Raw genomic sequence first — 18,657 nt, forward strand, 5'->3', positions numbered from 1 at the left:
AAGGAGAACTTCCGATGAACCGTGCTCGCCCGGCTGTCGCCGCACCGATCACCGTTGCCGGACTCGCGCTGGTCGCGGCCTGCGGGACCAACCCGTACGCCACCTCCGGTGCCGTCCAGCCGGTGGTGCTCGGGGCGCAGCAGCAGCCGGCGAGCGCGGTCCCGGCCGGCTCCGCGGCCCAGCTGATTTCCTCCACTGTGGACGGACTGGGCACGGTACTGGCCGACGCGGAAGGGCACACGCTCTACCGCTACGCGAAGGACACGGCCAAGCCGTCGAATGCCACCTGCGCCGGTCCGTGCGCGATGACGTGGCCGCCGCTGGTTTCCGACGTCCCGGTGGTCGCCGCCGGGGTGGACAGCGCGCTGGTCGGCCTGGTCACCCGGCCCGACGGCCGCAAGCAGGTGACGGTCGGCGGCTGGCCGGTCTACCGGTACGCGAAGGACACCGGGCCGGGCATCGCGCTCGGCCGGGCGGCCGGCGCGGACTGGGCGGCGATCGCACCGACGGGGGAGAAGGCGGGCACCGAGCCGCCGACCCTCGGCACGACGGAGATCGACGGCCTCGGGCCGGTCCTCACGGACACCGACGGCCGCACGCTCTACCTCTTCACCAAGGACGGCAAGGACTCCGGAAAGTCCGCTTGCGACGCGGCCTGCGCGCGGAAGTGGCCACCGCTGGAGGCCGACGGCCGCACCACCGTCGCCGACGGCATCGACGCCGGACTGGTCGGCCGCATCCGCCGGCCGGACGGCACGAGCCAGGTGACGGTCGGCGGCTGGCCGGTGTACCGGTACGCGTCGGACGACGAGCCGGGAACGGCAACCGGCCACGGCGCGGGCGGCACCTGGTACGCATTGGAACCCAACGGCTGCAAGGCGGACCCGGCTCGCCGGCCGGCGGTCCAGCAGGCAGTGGCAACCTCCTCCGGCGGGTACTGACCCGCCCCACGATCCCCGGCCCGGCGGACACTTCCCTCCACCTCACCCCCCCCGTCCGCCGGGCCGGTTGCACCACCCCGAAAACTGCGGGACCTCCTCCCGCACCAACCCGCGGGACCTCGTCCCGCACCCGATCCCCGGCCCGGTGGACGCTTCCCCTCCACCTCACCCCCCCCAGTCCACCGGGCCGGTTGTTTCACCGCAGGAAATCGCGGAACTCGCGTTCCGCACCCCGAGCCCCGGTCCGGTGGACGCTTCCCTCCACCTCACCCCCCCCAGTCCACCGGGCCGGGATTCTTCACCCCACCGATCCGGCCCCGCCGGATCAGCGAAGGAGGAGAAGGCGGGAGTCGCTCCCGCCCGCGAGTTCCGGCCCGGTGGACGCTTCCCTCCACCTCACCCCCCCATCCACCGCGCCGGAACCCTTCCCCTTCCCCCAGATACGCGAACCCACCCCCCGGGGCACGCACTCCGCCCCTCCAGGCACGCGAGATGCCCGCCCAATCACGCGAGATGTCCCTCCAATCACGCGAGATGGCTTCTCAATCACGTGAGATGCCCCTCCAATCACGCGAACCACCCCTCCCAGCCCACGAGATCCGTCCCCGATCACGCGAGATCGGCTCCCGATCACGTGAGTTCCGCCCTCCATCACGCGAGATGCCCCTCCAATCACGCGAACCACCCCGCCCGGCCCATGAGGTCTGCCTCCGATCACGTGAGTTCCGTCCCCGATCACGCGAGCTCCGCCTCCGATCACGCGAGTTCCGTCCCCCATCACGCGACTTCCGTGGCCGAGCACACGACTTCCGTCCCGAACCACGCGAAACCCGCCGCGAAGCCCCGGCCGGTGGCCGCCCCTCGGTCACCGGGCCGGCCCGGCTTCGCGGCTCCCACGAACTCCGGTCCCGGGGGGTGCTTCCCTCCACCTCACCCCCCTCATCCCCCGGACCGGTGAACGCTGCGGTCCCCGTGCTCCGGCACGGGGACCGCGGCCCAGAAGTCCAGCGGCACCCGGCCCGTTCCCCGGCCCTCGAAGTCGAGCAACCGGCCCATCAGCTTGACGCTCCGCAGCGTGACCGCCCGGCCGGTGATCTCCAGCCACGGCAGCTTCGCCGCCAGTTGCGCCTCCACGGACAGCACGTCGTGCGACGAAGGCAACCACAGCACCAGCATCAGGTTCGCCGCCCCGGTCAGCGCCGCGCACATGCGGACCTCCGGCACCATCGCCAGCGACCGGGCCGTCGTCTCCAGCTTGTCGGGCGGGACCCGCAGCCACAGCGTCACCGTGACCGGCGCCGGTGACGCCGGCCGCGCGATCTCGCAGCGGATGCGGATCGCGCCACGGCCGAGCAGCCCGTCCAGCCGGCGGCGCACCGTCGTCGCCCCGACACCGAGCGAGTCCGCCAGCGCCGCCGCCGAGGCACGGGCGTCCGCGCCCAGCGCCAGGATCAGCGCGCGGTCCGCCGCGTCGAACCGCAGCGGTGTGCGCTGGCGAGCCGGTTTCGCCGACAACGCCTCACGCTGACCCGGTGAGATCGCCCGCACCCGCCACCGGCTGCCTTCGGTGAAGATCCGCGGGGACAGCGTCGTCCGCACCCGCGCCACGCCGGGGATCGCCGCCACCCGGCTCGCCACGTGCGCGCCCAGCTCCCTCAGGGACGGCGCGACGACGTGGGCGAGCAGATCGCCCGGCCCGGCCACGTGCTCGACCGTGGCCACGTGGACGTCCGCGGCCAGCACGGCGGCCACCGGGAAAACCGCCCCGGGCTCGCAGTCGATCGACACGAAGGCCGCGGCCAGCCGCTCGATCAGCTCGCCGCCGGCGTAAGCGGTGAGCCACGCTTCCCCGCGCTCCACGAGCGCGTCCCAGCGGCGGGACACGGTCACCGCGCCCAGGCCGAGCGCGTCCCCGAGCGTCGACCACGACGCCCGCGGCGCCGCCTGGAGGGCGTCGGCCAGTTTGAGGTCCTGCTCGGCCAACATGGCGGATTCTTCGCTCATCTGCCCTCGAAACGGTGGTTTCGGCGATTTTCCCCGGCCATTGTGCTCGACACTCGCATGATCGGCAGATGACCCTGCGCTCCGATGCCGCCGCCCTCCTCGACGAACTGGTCGTCCTCCGCCGCGACCTGCACCGCATCCCCGAGATCGGCCTCCACCTGCCGCGCACCCAGGACCGGGTCCTCGCCGCCCTGGACGGCCTGCCCCTGGAAATCACCCTCGGCAAGAACCTGTCGTCGATCACCGCGGTCCTGCGCGGCGGCCAACCCGGCGGCACCGTCCTCCTGCGCGGCGACATGGACGCGCTCCCGGTCACCGAGGCCAGCGGCGAGGAGTTCAGCTCGACCCTCGACGGCGCCATGCACGCCTGCGGCCACGACCTCCACACGGCCGGACTGGTCGGCGCGGCCCGCCTGCTCGCCGCTCGCCGGCAAGACCTCCCCGGTGACGTCGTCTTCATGTTCCAGCCCGGCGAAGAGGGCTGGGACGGCGCCGGCCACATGATCGACGAAGGCGTGCTGAGGGCGTCCGGCAAGCACGTCGACGCCGCCTACGGCCTGCACGTTTCGGCCGCCAGCTACGCGAAGGGCCAGTTCACCGCCCGGCCGGGCACGCTGATGGCGGCCTCGGGCGCCCTCGAGGTCCGGGTGAAGGGCGACGGCGGCCACGGCTCGTCCCCGCACGACGCCCGCGACCCCATCCCCGCGGCCTGCGAGATGGTGACCGCCCTGCAGACGATGGTCACGCGCACCTTCGACGTCTTCGACCCGGTCGTGATCACCGTCGGCTCGTTCCACGCCGGCACCCGGCGCAACATCATCCCGGACGACGCGGTGTTCGAGGCGACGCTGCGGTCGTTCTCGCCGGAAGTCGCGGCCCGGGTCGGCGAGCGCGCGGAGCAGGTCTGCCGCGGCATCGCGCAAGCCCACGGCCTCGACATCGAAGTCACCTACGAACCCGAGTACCCCGCGACGGTCAACGACGCCGACGCCTACGACTTCGTGGCCGCCACGATCCGCGACGTCTTCGGCGAGGAGCGCTTCACCGAGATGGCCGATCCGATCACCGGTTCGGAGGACTTCTCCCGTGTCCTGGAACGGGTTCCCGGGGCCTATCTCTTCCTCGGCGCGTGCCCGGCGGACCCGGCGAGCGCCCCGGACAACCACTCACCGCGGGCGCGCTTCGACGACAGCGTGCTCGGCGACGGCGCCGCGCTGCTGGCCGAGCTCGCTGTCCGCCGCCTCGCGCTCCTGGCCGGGTGACGTCCGTGCGCAGCTACCACTGACCCCGCCGATGCCCGTGCTCGCCCTGGGATCGAACAGCTGCACCCGGAGAAACTGGTCGTCCACAGTGGAGGGAACGACCACGTCTGGTCCGTGTCCCGAAGGGGAGTGACCCGAACGGCGTATTGCTGTCGCTGTCGAAGGACGCTCTCCCCGCCTGGGTGCGCAGCGGCCGCCGGCGGTTCCGGATCGACCACGGCACGGTTGTGGTCGCGAGTACGCTGGCCTTCGTGCTCGGGATCTTCCGGCCGGATCCGCTGGCCAACCTGCTGTTGCTCACCTGTTCGGGGTCGGTCCGGCCGGCGCCCGTCCCGGTGCCGACCGGGCTGGTCGCCGGCGAGCTCGTGGTCCTCTGGCTGACCTTTGTGGACACTCATCTCGCCGGCACGGTCACCGTCGGCTCGGCCGCGGTGGTGGCGCCGCGACGGACTTCTCTCGTGGAGGCGGCGTGACGCGCACGGTGTTCACCGGCGGCTCGGTGTTCGACGGCACCGGCGCGGACCCGGCACCGGCCGACGTCGTCGTCGAGCACGGCCGGATCATCGACGTCGGAACCGGCCTGGACGGCGACGAAGGCGTCGACTGCACCGGCACGGTGCTGCTGCCGGGGCTGTTCGACTGCCACGTGCACGTGACGATCTCGGACATCGGGCTGCTGTCCCGGGTGCAGAAGCCGTTCTCCTACCAGTTCTACGAAGCCGCGCGGAACCTCTGGGCGACCCTCGGGCTGGGGATCACGACGGTCCGCGACGCGGCGGGCGCGGACCTCGGCATCAAGCAGGCGGTGGACGACGGGCTGATCCCCGGCCCGCGGCTGCAGATCTCGATCGGCTTGATCAGCCCGACCGGCGGCCACGGCGACGCGTGGAACCCCTCGGGGCTGTGCGTCCCGCTGCTGGTCCCGCACCCGGGCCGGCCGGAGACCACGGTCGACGGTCCCGACGAGATGCGCCGGGTGGCCAGGACACTGCTGCGCGCGGGCGCGGACGTGCTCAAGGTCTGCACGACCGGCGGCGTGCTGTCCCCGCGCGACGACCCGCGGCACGCGCAGTTCACCCCGGAGGAGCTGGACGTCCTGGTGACGGAGGCGGCGATGCAGGGCCGCCCGGTGATGGCGCACGCCCAGGGCGCGGCGGGCATCAAGAACGCGGTCCGCGCGGGCGCGCGTTCGATCGAGCACGGGATCTACCTCGACGACGAAGCGATCGAGCTGATGCTCGGCCGCGGAACCTGGCTGGTGCCGACGCTGATCGCCCCGGTCAACGTGGTCCGCGCGGCCGACGCGGGTGTCGACCTCCCGGCGGCGGTGGTGGCGAAGGCCCGTGAAGTGGTGGAGGCCCACCGGGACTCGGTCCGCCGCGCGTACGCGGCGGGCGTCCGGATCGCGATGGGCACGGACAGCGGAGTGGGGCCGCACGGGACGAACCTCGAGGAACTGGCCCTGATGGCGGCGTGCGGCATGAAACCGGGGGACGTCCTGGAGGCCACGACCTCATCGGCGGCCCGGTTGATGGGCCTGGACGGCGAACTGGGCCGCCTGGAGCCGGGCCTGCGGGCGGACGTCGTGGTGGTGGCCGGGGATCCGTACGACTTCCCGGCGCTGGCGTCGAACATCCGGGAGGTCTGGAAGGACGGCATCCGCGTGGTCTGACGCCGTGTGGTCCGGCTGGGTACGCGTGTCGTCCGGCTGGGTACGCGTGTCGTCCGTCAGAGCTCCGGGCTCAGCAGCTCCCGCAGTGCCGCGGCGAACTTCGCCGGGTTCCGCTGCGGTGCCAGGTGCGACCCCGGCAGCTCGGTGAACGGCAATCCCAGTTCCAGCGCCAGGATCTTCGCCGGCTGGTAGTGGTAGCGGCCCCGGCTGCCCTCGCCCGCCACCGGGACGATCTCCGTGCTCGCCTTGCGCAGCGCCCGCAGGTCCGGCAGGTAGTCGAAGAACTCCGTCAGCTCACGGTCGAACAGCCGGATCCACTCGGCTTCGTGGGGGAGGCGGAGGTTCGGCAGGTTCGGCAGGGCCGCGCCCGCGATCGCGTCCGCGAAGCGCGTCACCGCGGCCATCAGCTCACCCGAACGGGCCAGCCGGACCTGTTCGGCCGCCGCTTCGAGCCAGCCGCCCGCGTCCGGCATCAGGTGCACCGCCGGGGGTTCGTGCGCGACCAGCGTCGTCACGCGGTCCGGGTGCCGGGCGACGAGGTCGAGGCCGATCAGGGCGCCCGCGCTGGAGCCGAACACCCGGGCCGGGCCGTCGGCCGCGTGGTCGAGGACGGCCAGTGCGTCGTCCGCCTGCAGGGAAACCGGGACCGGGCCCGTCGTCGTGTCCGTGCTGCCGAAGTGGCCGCGGCGATCGTAGGTGATCACGGTGTAGTCCGCGTACAGCTGCTTCGCCAGCGCGCGGTAGGCGTCGCCCGATCCGGTGCCGCCCGCGATCAGCAGCAGTGCCGGGCCCTCGCCGCCACGGCGGACGAGGAGCTCACCGTCCTCCACCGGGCAACGGCTTTCCGAGATCATGCCCCGAAGTGAAGCACAGGCTATTCACTGGACGGCGTGGTGGTCGATCCCTAACGTGCGCGGCATGGCACAACGGCGAGCGATCCTCAGCGGGTCGACCTTCGAAGAGCAGATCGGCTACGCCCGGGCGGTGGTCCACGGCGACCGCGTGTACGTCTCGGGCACCACCGGTTTCGACTACCGGGCGATGACGATCTCCGACGACGTCGCCGAGCAGGCGGCCCAGTGCCTGCGCAACATCGAAGCGGCGCTGGCCGAGGCGGGCTGCACGTTCGCGGACGTGGTCCGCGTCCGCTACCTGCTGCCTTCGCGCGAGGACTTCGAGCCGTGCTGGCCGGTGCTGCGCAAGGCGTTCGCGGACGTCCGCCCGGCCGCGACGATGCTGGAGTGCCGCCTGGCGGACCCGCGCATGAAGATCGAGATCGAGGTGGACGCCCACCTGCCGGGCTAGAGCCGTTCGATGATCGACGCGGTGGCCAGCGCGCCGCCCGCGCACATCGTCACCAGGGCCGTCGAGGCGTCCCGGCGCTCCAGCTCGTGCAACGCCGTCGTCAGCAGGCGGGCTCCCGTGCTGCCCACCGGGTGGCCGAGGGCGATCGCGCCGCCGTTGACGTTCACCCGGGACGGGTCCGGCGAAACCACCTGCTGCCAGGACAACGCGACCGAGGCGAACGCCTCGTTGACCTCGAACAGGTCCACGTCACCCACGGTCATCCCGGCCCGGGACAGCACCCGTTCCGTCGCGCGGATCGGGCCGTCCAGGTGGTAGTACGGCTCGGCGCCGACCAGTGCCTGCGCCACGATCCGCGCCCGGGGACGCAGCCCCAGCGCCGCGGCCCGGTCGGCGTCCAGCAGGAGCAGGGCCGCCGCGCCGTCGGAGATCTGGGAAGACGTGCCCGCCGTGTGGATGCCGTCCTCCACCACCGGCTTGAGCCGGGCGAGGCCTTCGGCCGTCGTTTCACGCAGGCCCTGGTCGCGCGCGACCAAGCGCGTTTCCCCCGTCGGATCACCCGAATCGGACAGGACCGGGGCCTTCACCGGCACCACCTCGCGGTCGAAGTGGCCTGCCTCCCAGGCAGCCGCCGCCTTCTGCTGGGACGCCGCGCCGAACGCGTCGACGTCCTCCCGGGTCAGGCCGCGGCGGACCGCGATCCGCTCCGCCGCGCCGTACTGGTTGGGCAGGTCGATCGACCACGACGACGGCCGCGGTGAAGCGCCGGCCCGGTTCGCGCCCAGCGGGACCCGGCTCATCGCCTCGACCCCGCACGCGACGCCGGCCTCGATGGCACCCGCCGCGATCAGGCCGGCGACGAGGTGGGTGGCCTGCTGCGCCGAGCCGCACTGGGCGTCGATCGTCGTCGCGCCCGCCGTCTCGGGCAGGCCGGCGTGCAGCCACGCCGTGCGCGTGACGTTGTTCGACTGCTCACCGGCCTGCGTGACGCAGCCGCCGATGAGCTGTTCGACGAGGGCCGGGTCGATCCCGGCGCGGTCCAGCAGGGCGAGCTGCGCGGCACCCAGCAGCTCGGCCGCGTGCAGGCCGGCGAGCAGCCCGTTCCGCTTGCCGATCGGGGTCCGCACGGCTTCGACGATGACCGGCACGCCCATGTCGTCCCTTTCGTCGGGAAACACTGTTCACTACCCCAAAAATTAGAACAAGTTATCGTTTCGTGCAAGTCTGCGCAGGCTCGAGCCTCTCTTGATCTTCATATGGTGAGCGCACGCTCACCTGGCATCATCGGTTAAGTAAACGGGTTTCACTTACGGTCTTCCGTTGGTTAACGCCGTATGCTTCAATCCAACCTAGAACGTGTTCCAAGCCGAACCGTGGGAGGCAACGTGGCCGCTCCGCTCATCCCCGCCGGGTTCGACTTCACCGATCCCGATCTCTTGGCACAGCGACTTCCCGTCGCCGAGTTCGCCGAACTCCGGCGAACCGCCCCGGTGTGGTGGAACCCCCAGAAGCACAACACCGCGGGCTTCCGCGACGACGGCTATTGGGTCGTCTCGCGGCACGCGGACGTCAAGGAGGTCTCGCGCGACAGCACGCTCTACTCGTCGCGGGAGAAGACCGCCATCATCCGCTTCGACGAGAACATGACCGAGGACAACCTCGAAGCGAACCGCCTGGTGTTGCTCAACATGGACGCCCCGCAGCACACCAAGCTGCGGCGGATCGTGTCCAAGGGCTTCACCCCGCGGTCCATCTCGAAGCTCGAGGACACGCTGCGGGACCGCGCCGAACGGATCGTCTCCGAGGCGAAGAAGAAGGGGTCGGGCGACTTCGTCACCGACGTCGCGTGCGAGCTGCCGCTGCAGGCGATCGCCGAGCTGATCGGCATTCCGCAGGAGGACCGGCTGAAGATCTTCGACTGGTCCAACCAGATGGTCGCCTACGACGACCCCGAGTACGAGGTCGAGCCCCTGGAGGCGTCCACCCAGCTCATCGGCTACGCCTGGAACATGGCCGAGGACCGCCGCAGGTGCCCGATGGACGACATCGTCACGAAGCTGATCCAGGCCGACGTCGACGGTGAAGAGCTCGGCTCCGACGAGTTCGGCTTCTTCGTGATCCTGCTTGCCGTCGCGGGCAACGAGACCACGCGCAACTCCATCACCCACGGCATGAAGGCCCTCCTGGACCACCCGGACCAGTGGGAGATCTTCAAGGACCAGCGGCCGAAGACCGCCCCCGACGAGATCGTCCGCTGGGCCACTCCGGTGATCGCCTTCCAGCGCACCGCCACCCGGGACACCGAGCTCGGCGGCGCGCACATCCGCAAGGGCGACCGCGTCGGCATGTTCTACAGCTCCGCCAACTTCGACCACGAGGTGTTCCAGGACCCGGAGAAGTTCGACGTGCTCCGCGAGGACAACCCGCACGTGGGCTTCGGCGGCACCGGATCGCACTACTGCATCGGCGCGAACCTGGCCCGGCTGCAGATCGACCTGATCTTCAACGCGATCGCCGACGTGATGCCGAACATCACCGAGGCGGCACCCCCGGTGCGGCTGCGGTCGAGCTGGCTGAACGGCATCAAGCACTACCCGGTGAACTACGGCTGAGGAACGCGGCGACCCGCTCCCAGGTGAGTTCGGCCCCGGCCACGTCGTGGTCGGGGCCGTCCGCGTCGGTGTAGAAGTGGCCGAGGCCCGGGTAGGTGTACACCCGGGCCTCGGCGCCCGACCGCGCCGCGGCTTCGCGCCAGGCCGCGACCTGCGCCGGGGGCGCGATCGGGTCGGGATCGGCGACGTGGACCTGCGCCGGCAGGCCCGCGCGGTGCCCGGCCGGCAGCGCCCCCATCGCATGCAGGAGCACGACGCCGGCGGTGCCGGGCCGGTGCGGCAGCACGGTCTCGACGACACCCGCCCCCATCGACACGCCCACGAGCACGGTCTCGGCGGGCAGATCCTGCACGCCGTCGCGGGCTCGCCGGGTGATGGTCTCCCAGCCGACGGCGTCCTTCAGCGCGAAGCCCTCGTCGAGGGTCGCCGCCGTGCGGCCGGCGTAGAGGTCCGGGGTGGTGACGTGGTGCCCGGCCGCCCGCAGCCGGTCGGCGAAACCGAGCTCGACGGGCCGTAATCCCAGCACCGAGTGGAACATCACGATGTCGCTCACCCGGCGATTCTGCCAGGGGCTGCCATGATGGGACGATGCCATCGCGAGCGACCGTGGACGTCGAGTTCGCCATCCGCGTCACCGAACCCGGGCCCGCGGCGATCTCGGTCTCCGCGGCGCACGCCGACACCGACGAACTCCGCGTGTCCTGGCACGGGCCCGGCCGGCCCGTCGAGTTCGCGCACGGCACCCGGGCCGAGGTGTTCGACCTGCCCGCCGGCGAGCACCGCGTCAGCTACCACGCCGAGCGCGTGTTCACCGACCCCGAACCCGAGCCCGTGACGCTCGCCGACGTCATCGTGTTCACCCGGCCGAGCCGGTACTGCCCGTCCGATCGCGTCGCCGGGCTCGTGCCGCCGGAGCTGCGCAACCTCGAGAACCGCGGGAAACAGGTCGAAGCCGTCGTCCGGCACGTCCACGAGCGACTGTCCTATGTGGTCGGTTCGAGCCGGCCCGCCGACGACGCGATCGACACCCTGCTCGCCGGCGAAGGCGTCTGCCGCGACTTCGCGCACGTCTGCATCACCCTGTGCCGGTTCCTCGACATCCCCGCGCGCTACGTCGGCGTCTACGCGCCCGGGCTCGCGCCGATGGACTTCCACGCCGTCTTCGAAGCCGCGGTCGACGGTCACTGGTACGTCTTCGACGCCACCCGGCTCGCGCCGCGCCAGACCATGCTCCGGATCTCCACCGGCCGCGACGCCGCCGACACCGCCTTCCTCGCCACGCTCGGCGGCGAACTCGACTTCCTGGGCAGCACCATCTTCGCGACGACGGACTCCGCGCTGCCCGTCGACGACGGATCCGGCCTGGTCGTTCTCGGCTGACCCGCGTGTTGCCTGCGCAAAGACGGCCTCGGCTGGGTAGACAGTCTTCGTGAACAGTTCCCCCAAGGCGCCCAGCCGCTGGGCCCGGGCGCGCGCCCGGTACCGGTGGCTGGACCACCTCGCCCGCGCGACCAACCGCTACATCGAGTCCGGCGGTTACCACTACGTCGCCTCGATCACCTACTTCAGCCTGCTGTCGCTGGTGCCGCTGCTGATGGTCGCCTCGTCGGTCGCCGGGTTCGTGCTGGCCACCCAGCCGAACCTGCTCGACACGCTGGTGCACGCGATCGTCAGCACGCTGCCCGGCGGGCTCGGCGACAAAGCCACGGAACTGCTCACCGGCTTCGTCGAGCAGCGGACCAGCGTCGGCGTGGTCGGCCTGGCCATCGGCCTCTACTCCGGCTGGAACTGGATGAACGCGCTGCGGGACTCGCTGACGGCGCTGTGGGGGCAGAACCGGTCGGACCAGTCGCTGCTGCGGCTGATCCTGGGCGACCTGCTCGCTCTGCTCGGCCTGACCGCGGCCCTGCTGGTGTCGTTCACGCTCACCATCTCCGGCACCGCGCTCGGCGGCTACCTCCTCCGGCTGGCCGGCCTCGACGACACCAGCTGGGGGCACCAGCTCGTGTCGGCCTCCTCGGTGCCGCTGTCGCTGGCCGCCGACTGGCTGGTCTTCCTCTGGGTGCTCACCCGGCTGCCCCGGCAGAAGGTCGGCGTGCGCAGCGCGATCCGCGGCGCGATCGCCCTCGCCGTCGGGTTCGAGGCGCTGAAGCTGCTCGGCGGGTTCTACCTCCGGCTGATCGGCGACTCGCCGACCGGGATCGCGTTCGGCTCGATCATCGGCCTCATCTTCTTCATCTCACTGGTCGCGCGCCTGCTCGTCTACGTCACGGCGTGGACCGCGACCGGCTCCGACGCACCTCCGAAGCCGGTCCAGCCGCCGGCGCCGGTGGTGCTGAATCCGGTGGTCGTGGTGGACCCGCCGATCGCGGTGCCCGCTACGGTCGGCGTGGTCACCGGCGTCCTCGGCACCCTGCTCGCGCTCCGCTGGCGCCGCTCCCGCCGGTGATCAGCGGGGCTTCTCCGAGCCCACCAGCCACATCGAGAAGTACTGCGACCCGCCGCCGTAGGCGTGCCCGAGCGCGCGGCGCGCGCCGTCCACCTGGTAGTCCCCGGCCCGGCCCATGACCTGCTTCGCGGCCTCCGAGAACCGCAGCATGCCGGACGCGCCGATCGGGTTGGACGAGAGCACCCCGCCGGAGGGGTTGCACGGCAGCCGGCCGCCGATCGCCGTCTCGCCCTTCTCGGTGACCTTCCAGCCTTCGCCTTCGGGGGCGAAGCCGAGGTTCTCCAGCCACATCGGCTCGAACCACGAGAACGGCACGTAGATCTCGGCGACGTCCACTTCGGACATCGGGTCGGTGATGCCCGCCTCGGCCCACAGCGCGGCCGCGGCCTCACGCCCGGCCCGGGGGTTCACCTGGTCGCGGCCGGCGAACGTGGTCGGCTCGGTGCGCATCGCCGTCGCGTGGATCCACGCCGCGCCGCCTTCGACCGCGTCCCCGGCGGCCTCGTCGCCGAGCACCATCGCGCACGCGCCGTCGGACGACGGGCACGTCTCGTCGTAGCGGATCGGGTCCCACAGCATCTGCGACGCCCGCACCGACTCGACGGTGATGTCCGGCTGCTGCAGGTGCGCGTACGGATTGAGCGCGCCGTTGCGCCGGTCCTTCGCCGCGACGATCGCGCCGACGTGCTCGGGTGCGCCCGAGCGGCGGATGTAGGAACGCACGTGCGGCGCGAAGTAGCCGCCCGCGCCGGCCCCGACCGGCATCTGGAACGGCGGCAGGATCGACAGCCCCCACATCGCGTTCGACTCGGACTGCTTTTCGTAGGCCACGGTGAGCACGCGCCGGTGCACGCCCGACTGGATGAGCGACGCCGCCACCAGTGCCGTCGAGCCGCCCACCGACCCGGCGGTGTGCACGCGCAGCAGCGGCTTCCCGGTCGCGCCGAGCGAGTCGGCGAGGAACAGCTCGGGCATCATCACGCCCTCGAACAGGTCCGGGGCCTTGCCGAGCACGACGGCGTCGATGTCGGCCCACTCCACCTGGGCGTCGGTCATCGCGCGGTCGATCGCCTCGCGCAGCAGGCCCGGCATCGAGACGTCCTGCCGCTTGGCGCGGTGGTGCGTCTGGCCGGTGCCGAGCACGGCGGTGAGCTGCTTGGTCATCGGGCCTCCAGCACGGTCACCAGGTTTTGTTGCAGGGCCGGGCCGCTCGTCGCGTGCGCCACGGCCTTGCGGGATTCGCCGCTGTGGATCCGGCTCGCCGCTTCGCCGATCCGGGCGAGCCCGGCGGAGAACATCGGGTTCGCGGCCAGCGCCCCGCCGGAGGGGTTGATCTTCACGCCGTCGCCGAGCCCGAGCGCGGTGCGCAGGATGAGCTCTTGGTGCGTGAAGGGTGCGTGCAGCTCCGCGAGGTCGACGCCGTCGAGGTCCAGGGCCTCGGCCGCCGCCTCGGTGGACGGCGAGCGGGTCAGGTCGCGGGCGCCGAGCACGGGGGAGTCGACGCGGTGCTCGATACCGGTGATCACCGCCGGGCGTTCGACGATCTCGCGCGCCCGTTCCACAGTGGACAAGACGATGACGGCAGCACCGTCGGTGATCGGGGCGATGTCGTGCTTGCGCAGCGGGTCGGCGAAGTACGGCGTGTCGAGGAGTTCCGCGACGTCCTGGCCGGTTCCGCGGGCGGCGACTTCGGCCAGGTCCTTTTCGGACCAGAGCCCGGCCTCCAGGCCCAGGCGGGCCTGGATCCCGGCGATCGAGACCGAGTCCGGCCACAACGGCGTGACGACGTACGGGTCGAGCTGCAGGGCGAGCACCCGGCGCAGCTGCCCCGCGCTGGACTTGCCGAAGCCGTAGACGAGCGCGGTTTCGACCTCGCCCATCTTGATCTTCAGCCACGCCTCGTACAGCGCCCAGGCGGCGTCCATCTCGACGTGCGACTCGTGGATCGGCGGGAACGCGCCGATCGCGTCGACGGCGGCGATGAAGGAGAAGGCGCGGCCGGCCAGGTAGTCCGACGAACCGGAACACCAGAAGCCGATGTCCTGTTTGGACAGGCCGGTCTGCGCGAAGACCTCGGCGAAGATCGGGACGAGCATCTCCACGCCGTTGGTGGTGCCCGGGGTTTCGCGGACGTTGGGGGCCTTCGCGAAGCCCGCGATCGCGACGTCTGGCATCAGGACCTCACAGGTGGTGGGCGAAGGTTTCGTAAGCCGCGTCCGGCTCGCCGGTCGGCTCGAAGTGGCTGATGTTCTCCAGCGACGTCCACCACTGATCGCGCGGCTTCCACGCGGCGCGCACCCGCATACCCATCTTGACGTCTTCGGCGGCGCAGCCGAGGACGAGGTGGAGGAAGGCGATGTCGGCGCCGTCGAGCAGGATGTAGGCGGCGACGTACGGCGGCTTGATCCGCTGGCCGAGGAACGGGACGTTGACGATGCAGAAGGTGGTGACGATGCCGGTGTCGGGCAGCTCGACCTCTTCGGTGGTCGGCACGCCGTCGGTGGGGCAGGCGCCGCGCGGCGGGATGTAGACCTTGCCGCAGGCGGGACAGCGCTGGCCGATCAGCTTCCCCTCGGCGAGCCCGCGCAGGTAGGTGCTCTCCTCGGGGGAGGCGGAGTGCATGTACTTGAGGTGCACCGGCGTGATGACGATGCTGACCGGCGCGCCCTCCTCGCGGTCGGCGACCGGGGGAGCGGGTTCGGTGGGCGTGGTGTCCTCGGCGTCCACGGGCAGGAAGTAGGCGATGTCGCGGATGTGCCCGACGACCTCGTCGGCCCAGCGCACGCGCACCCGCTGTCCACTGTGGATGTTGCCGGGCTCGCCCGCGTCGACGGCGTGCAGCATCGGGGTGTCGGCACCGTCGAGCTTGACGAGCGCCCAGGCGAAGGGACGGCTCAGCGGCTGCCCGTCGAGGGGTTCGGGGCACCACGACCACGAGACGACGGTGCCCTCTTCGGCCACGGGGACGAACTCGCTGAGCTGCGCGGCGGTCACGGGGTCGTACTCGACCGGCGGGACGTGCACCCGGCCGTCGCTGCCGCGGATGCCTTCGATCCGGCGGTCACGCAGCGCGTTGACGAACCGGCCGATGACGGGCCCGGTCGAGCGGGTGTAGTCGAAGCCGACGTTCAGCGGTGCCGCAAGCGGTGTCTCGGTCACGTCCTTGAGTGAAACACGTTCTCGTTCTGGCGGCAAGGCGGGGGCGAAGGGCGATCATCAATCGAAGGAACGTGTTCTAGGTTTGCGACGGTGGCCGACCCGTGTGGTGGCTGCCGGGCGGGTCACAGCAAGTCTCGCAGCTTGACGATCTGCGTGATGTAGACCGCGAGGAGGCAAAGGTCGACGAACAGGATGGGAAGGGTCAAGATGAGCGGTTTCGCGTTCGCCACGGCGAGGGGGATGGCTACGACAGCGGGAGCGGCCGCGATCAGGATCAGGGGGAGGTGGTAGGGAAGCAGCCGCTGCTTGAGGCGGTACTTGGGGTCTCGCTTGACTTGGTGCCAGCCGTGGTAGCCGGCGTAGGCCGAGAGAAGAGGAGCTTCGATCTCGTTCCGGATGTGCTCGGAAGCCTCTCCGATCTGCGCGTTCTGGAAGGCGATGAGCGTGCCGAGGAGAAGGGAGACGAGCGGGGAGACCAGGAGCAGGGGGCCGTTCGCCCGTTCGACGCCGAATCCCAGCACGGCGGAACTCACGGTGACGGAGCAGACCACCATCGACGTTCGATGGTCCATTTTCTTGAGGATCTCGTCGCGTAGCGTTTTGTACTCGGCGAGGAGGACTTCTGCGGCGAACTTCGCTTCGCTGGTGATCGCCGAGACGTCGGTCTGTCCTTCGGATCCTTGTTCCTCGAGCGAGTCCACTCGGCCTCCTGTCGCAGATCGAAGACCTGTTGCTGGTGAACTCGATTTCGGCGCGGGGTTTGTTACGCGTCGGCGCCGTCAGTGGCCCTTGAAGTCCGGCTTCCGCTTCTCCGAGAACGCCCGCGGCCCCTCCTTGGCGTCCTCCGACGCGAACACCTCGATGCCGTACTGCGAGTCCAGCTTGAACGCCTCTTCCTCGTGCAGGCCCTCCGTGTCGCGGATCGTCCGCAGGATCGCCCGCACCGCCAGCGGCCCGTTCGTGTTGATCAGCCCGGCCAGTTCGAGGGCCTTCGAGAGCGCGGCGCCGTCCGGGACCACGTGCCCGATCAAGCCGATGGCCAGCGCCTCCGTCGCGGTCAGGTGGCGGCCGGTCAGCAGGATGTCCGCGGCCACCGTGTACGGGATCTGGCGCGGCAGCCGCACCGCCGATCCGCCCATCGGGAACAGGCCCCAGCGCGCCTCCGAGACCCCGAAGCGGGCCGACTCGCCCGCCACCCGGATGTCGGTCCCCTGGAGGATCTCGGTCCCGCCCGCGATCGCCGGGCCCTCGACCGCCGCGATCAGCGGCTTCGTCAGGCGGCGGCCCTTCAAAAGGCCCGGAATGCGCGAAGGGTCGAACTTGCCCGAGGCGAACGACTCCGACGGCGAGTTGCGGGACATCGACTTGAGGTCCGCGCCCGCGCAGAACGCGCCGCCCGCGCCGGTCAGGATGCAGCTGCGGATGGAGTCGTCGGAATCGACGCGGTCCCAGGCGTCGACCATGATCGACATCATCTCGCCGGTGATCGCGTTGCGCGCTTCGGGCCGGTTCATCGTGACGACGAGGGTCTGGCCCTCCTGTGTCACCAGCGCGTGCGGTTCACCCACGGAAGACCTCCTGAAGGAGCAGTGCCATTGCCCGGAACGATAACATGTTCTACTTTGAGGGCGTGGCACTCAACATCGCGGATCTTCTGGAGCACGCCGTCGACGCCGTGCCGGAGCGCGTCGCGGTCGTGTGCGGCGACCGGCAAGTCACCTTCGCCGAACTGGAGGCGCGGGCCAACCGGCTCGCCCACCACCTCGCCGCGCACGGCGTGGGACGCGGATCCCACATCGGGGTCTACTCCCGCAACTCGATCGAGGCCTTGGAGGCGATGATCGCGGCGTACAAGCTGCGCGCGATCGCCGTCAACGTCAACTACCGCTACGTGCACGGCGAACTCGTCTACCTCTTCAACGACGCCGAGATCGTCGCGCTCGTGCACGAACGCAGCTACGCGGACAAGGTCGCCGCGGTGCTGCCGGAGGCGCCGAAACTGAAACACGTTGTCGTGATCGACGACGGCAGTGACGGCGACTACGAAAGCTACGGCGGCGTCGACTACGAGACGGCGCTGAGCCAGGAGTCCCCCGACCGGGACTTCGGGGAACGATCGGGCGACGACCTCTACATCCTCTACACCGGCGGCACCACGGGCTACCCCAAGGGCGTGCTCTGGCGGCAGGAGGACGTCTGGCGCGCGCTCGGCGGCGGGATCAACTTCGTCACCGGGGAGTACGTCCCGGACGAGTGGACGCTCGCCGAGCAGGGCAAGTCCGGGAGCCTGAGCCGGCTGCCCGCCGCGCCGCTGATCCACGGGGCCGCGCAGTGGGCCGCGTTCGGCGCGCTGTTCACCGGCAGCCCGGTGGTGTTCGTGCCCCGCTTCGACGCCCACGAGATCTGGAAGGCCGTGCAGAAGCACAAGGTCCAGGTCCTCACGATCGTCGGCGACGCGATGGCCCGGCCGCTCATCGAGGCCTACCACGAGGGGAACTACGACGCTTCGTCGATCGTCGCGGTGTCGAGCCACGCCGCGCTGTTCTCGCAGTCGGTGAAACAGCAGTTCGTCGAGCTCGTGCCGCCCCACGCGCTGGTCACCGACGCGATCGGCGCGTCGGAGAGCGGCTTCACCGGCATCGGCGCGGTGGCCAAGGGGTCCGACCACAGCGCCGGCCCGCGGGTGAACTTCGGCCAGGACGCCGTCCTGCTGGACGAAGACGGCAACATCGTCGAAAAGAAGCCCGGTGCGACCGGGCTGATCGGCCGCCGCGGGCACGTCCCGCTCGGCTACTACAACGATCCCGAGAAGAGCAAGAAGATCTTCGTCGAGGTCGACGGCGTCCGGTACGTCGTCCCGGGCGACTACGCCCGCTACGAGGAGGACGGCACCGTCACGCTGCTCGGGCGCGGCTCGCAGTGCGTCAACACCGGCGGCGAAAAGGTCTACCCGGAAGAGGTCGAAGGGGCGCTCAAGTCCCACCCCGACGTCTTCGACGCGCTCGTCATCGGCGTCCCGGACGAGCGGCTCGGCCAGCGCGTCGCCGCCGTCGTCCAGCTCCGCGAGGGCGCCGAACCGGACCTCGACGGCCTCGAGGAGCACGTCCGCGGCGAGATCGCCGGCTACAAGGTGCCGCGGACCGTCTGGCTGGCCGGCGAGATCGGGCGCTCGCCCAGCGGTAAGCCGGACTACCCGTGGGCCCAGCGCTACGCGGCCGAGCACGAACCGGCCGCGGCCCAGCCCGTCTGAGGA

General features: G+C 71.0%; 18 protein-coding genes. 9 read left to right on the forward strand and 9 right to left on the reverse strand.

The annotated features are described in order from the left end of the window. Positions 1-14 precede the first annotated feature (14 nt). Positions 15-941 carry an SCO0930 family lipoprotein gene (locus QRY02_RS02210; protein ID WP_285989813.1) on the forward strand — a complete coding sequence of 309 codons (927 nt, stop codon included), beginning with the start codon at positions 15-17 and terminating at the stop codon, positions 939-941. A gap of 939 nt (positions 942-1,880) precedes the next feature. Here QRY02_RS02210 and QRY02_RS02215 read toward each other — a convergent pair. Then, positions 1,881-2,945, reverse strand: coding sequence for an Lrp/AsnC family transcriptional regulator (locus QRY02_RS02215; protein ID WP_285989814.1), 1,065 nt, complete (start codon positions 2,943-2,945; stop codon positions 1,881-1,883). A 68-nt stretch (positions 2,946-3,013) separates the two neighbouring features. Here QRY02_RS02215 and QRY02_RS02220 point away from each other — a divergent pair, with 68 nt between their 5' ends. From QRY02_RS02220 to QRY02_RS02230, 3 genes are all read left to right on the forward strand, one after another. Next, the gene (locus QRY02_RS02220) at positions 3,014-4,207 is read left to right on the forward strand and encodes a M20 metallopeptidase family protein (RefSeq protein ID WP_285989815.1); all 1,194 of its coding nucleotides are present in this window, start codon (positions 3,014-3,016) and stop codon (positions 4,205-4,207) included. Between the two features lie 146 nt (positions 4,208-4,353). Next, positions 4,354-4,680 (forward strand): hypothetical protein, encoded by a 327-nt coding sequence (locus QRY02_RS02225; protein WP_285989816.1) that lies wholly within the window; start codon positions 4,354-4,356, stop codon positions 4,678-4,680. Then, positions 4,677-5,879 carry a metal-dependent hydrolase family protein gene (locus QRY02_RS02230; RefSeq protein WP_285989817.1) on the forward strand — a complete coding sequence of 401 codons (1,203 nt, stop codon included), beginning with the start codon at positions 4,677-4,679 and terminating at the stop codon, positions 5,877-5,879. The genes QRY02_RS02225 and QRY02_RS02230 overlap by 4 nt, the downstream gene beginning before the upstream one ends. Positions 5,880-5,935: 56 nt before the next feature. On the opposite strand, the gene QRY02_RS02235 is transcribed toward QRY02_RS02230, so the two are convergent. After that, positions 5,936-6,733, reverse strand: coding sequence for an alpha/beta fold hydrolase (locus tag QRY02_RS02235; protein ID WP_285989818.1), 798 nt, complete (start codon positions 6,731-6,733; stop codon positions 5,936-5,938). Between the two features lie 64 nt (positions 6,734-6,797). Between QRY02_RS02235 and QRY02_RS02240 the strand changes: the two genes are divergently transcribed. Next, the gene (locus tag QRY02_RS02240) at positions 6,798-7,184 is read left to right on the forward strand and encodes a RidA family protein (protein ID WP_285989819.1); all 387 of its coding nucleotides are present in this window, start codon (positions 6,798-6,800) and stop codon (positions 7,182-7,184) included. Here QRY02_RS02240 and QRY02_RS02245 read toward each other — a convergent pair. Beyond that, positions 7,181-8,338, reverse strand: coding sequence for a steroid 3-ketoacyl-CoA thiolase (locus QRY02_RS02245; RefSeq protein WP_285989820.1), 1,158 nt, complete (start codon positions 8,336-8,338; stop codon positions 7,181-7,183). The two genes, QRY02_RS02240 and QRY02_RS02245, sit on opposite strands and share 4 nt — an antisense overlap. Positions 8,339-8,569: 231 nt before the next feature. Between QRY02_RS02245 and QRY02_RS02250 the strand changes: the two genes are divergently transcribed. Beyond that, positions 8,570-9,796: a cytochrome P450 gene (locus QRY02_RS02250; protein WP_285989821.1), complete on the forward strand. Its 1,227-nt coding sequence runs from the start codon at positions 8,570-8,572 to the stop codon at positions 9,794-9,796. On the opposite strand, the gene QRY02_RS02255 is transcribed toward QRY02_RS02250, so the two are convergent. Further along, positions 9,768-10,349, reverse strand: coding sequence for a dienelactone hydrolase family protein (locus QRY02_RS02255; RefSeq protein ID WP_285989822.1), 582 nt, complete (start codon positions 10,347-10,349; stop codon positions 9,768-9,770). The two genes, QRY02_RS02250 and QRY02_RS02255, sit on opposite strands and share 29 nt — an antisense overlap. Before the next feature lie 35 nt (positions 10,350-10,384). On the opposite strand from QRY02_RS02255, the gene QRY02_RS02260 reads away from it, so the two are divergent. Both QRY02_RS02260 and QRY02_RS02265 read left to right on the forward strand, forming a co-directional pair. Next, entirely contained in the window at positions 10,385-11,176 is a 792-nt protein-coding gene (locus QRY02_RS02260) for a transglutaminase-like domain-containing protein (RefSeq protein ID WP_285989823.1), read from the forward strand. Positions 11,177-11,225: 49 nt separating this feature from the next. Next, positions 11,226-12,245 carry a YhjD/YihY/BrkB family envelope integrity protein gene (locus QRY02_RS02265; protein ID WP_285989824.1) on the forward strand — a complete coding sequence of 340 codons (1,020 nt, stop codon included), beginning with the start codon at positions 11,226-11,228 and terminating at the stop codon, positions 12,243-12,245. On the opposite strand, the gene QRY02_RS02270 is transcribed toward QRY02_RS02265, so the two are convergent. The 5 genes from QRY02_RS02270 to QRY02_RS02290 form a co-directional block, all read right to left on the reverse strand. Then, a complete protein-coding gene (locus tag QRY02_RS02270; RefSeq protein ID WP_285989825.1) occupies positions 12,246-13,409 on the reverse strand; it encodes a thiolase family protein in 1,164 nt (387 codons plus the stop codon). Next, a complete protein-coding gene (locus tag QRY02_RS02275; RefSeq protein ID WP_285989826.1) occupies positions 13,406-14,419 on the reverse strand; it encodes a thiolase family protein in 1,014 nt (337 codons plus the stop codon). Before QRY02_RS02275 ends, QRY02_RS02270 begins: the two co-directional genes overlap by 4 nt. Before the next feature lie 7 nt (positions 14,420-14,426). Next, complete coding sequence (locus QRY02_RS02280) at positions 14,427-15,404, reverse strand: Zn-ribbon domain-containing OB-fold protein (RefSeq protein WP_285989827.1); 978 nt, start codon at positions 15,402-15,404, stop codon at positions 14,427-14,429. Positions 15,405-15,526: 122 nt separating this feature from the next. Next, entirely contained in the window at positions 15,527-16,105 is a 579-nt protein-coding gene (locus QRY02_RS02285) for a hypothetical protein (protein WP_285989828.1), read from the reverse strand. 78 nt (positions 16,106-16,183) lie between these two features. Next, on the reverse strand, positions 16,184-16,972 hold the full coding sequence (locus QRY02_RS02290; RefSeq protein WP_285989829.1) for a crotonase/enoyl-CoA hydratase family protein: 789 nt from the start codon (positions 16,970-16,972) through the stop codon (positions 16,184-16,186). A gap of 62 nt (positions 16,973-17,034) precedes the next feature. Here QRY02_RS02290 and QRY02_RS02295 point away from each other — a divergent pair, with 62 nt between their 5' ends. After that, the gene (locus tag QRY02_RS02295; RefSeq protein WP_285989830.1) at positions 17,035-18,654 is read left to right on the forward strand and encodes an acyl-CoA synthetase; all 1,620 of its coding nucleotides are present in this window, start codon (positions 17,035-17,037) and stop codon (positions 18,652-18,654) included. Positions 18,655-18,657 lie beyond the last annotated feature (3 nt).

The sequence above is a fragment of the Amycolatopsis sp. DG1A-15b genome (genome assembly GCF_030285645.1).
Lineage (GTDB): Bacteria > Actinomycetota > Actinomycetes > Mycobacteriales > Pseudonocardiaceae > Amycolatopsis.

Coding starts and splice junctions, on each gene's coding strand:
- QRY02_RS02210 (WP_285989813.1), top strand. CDS start 15: ATGAACCGTGCTCGCCCGGCTGTCGCCGCACCGATCACCGTTGCCGGA.
- QRY02_RS02215 (WP_285989814.1), bottom strand. CDS start 2,945: ATGAGCGAAGAATCCGCCATGTTGGCCGAGCAGGACCTCAAACTGGCC.
- QRY02_RS02220 (WP_285989815.1), top strand. CDS start 3,014: ATGACCCTGCGCTCCGATGCCGCCGCCCTCCTCGACGAACTGGTCGTC.
- QRY02_RS02235 (WP_285989818.1), bottom strand. CDS start 6,733: ATGATCTCGGAAAGCCGTTGCCCGGTGGAGGACGGTGAGCTCCTCGTC.
- QRY02_RS02240 (WP_285989819.1), top strand. CDS start 6,798: ATGGCACAACGGCGAGCGATCCTCAGCGGGTCGACCTTCGAAGAGCAG.
- QRY02_RS02245 (WP_285989820.1), bottom strand. CDS start 8,338: ATGGGCGTGCCGGTCATCGTCGAAGCCGTGCGGACCCCGATCGGCAAG.
- QRY02_RS02260 (WP_285989823.1), top strand. CDS start 10,385: ATGCCATCGCGAGCGACCGTGGACGTCGAGTTCGCCATCCGCGTCACC.
- QRY02_RS02270 (WP_285989825.1), bottom strand. CDS start 13,409: ATGACCAAGCAGCTCACCGCCGTGCTCGGCACCGGCCAGACGCACCAC.
- QRY02_RS02275 (WP_285989826.1), bottom strand. CDS start 14,419: ATGCCAGACGTCGCGATCGCGGGCTTCGCGAAGGCCCCCAACGTCCGC.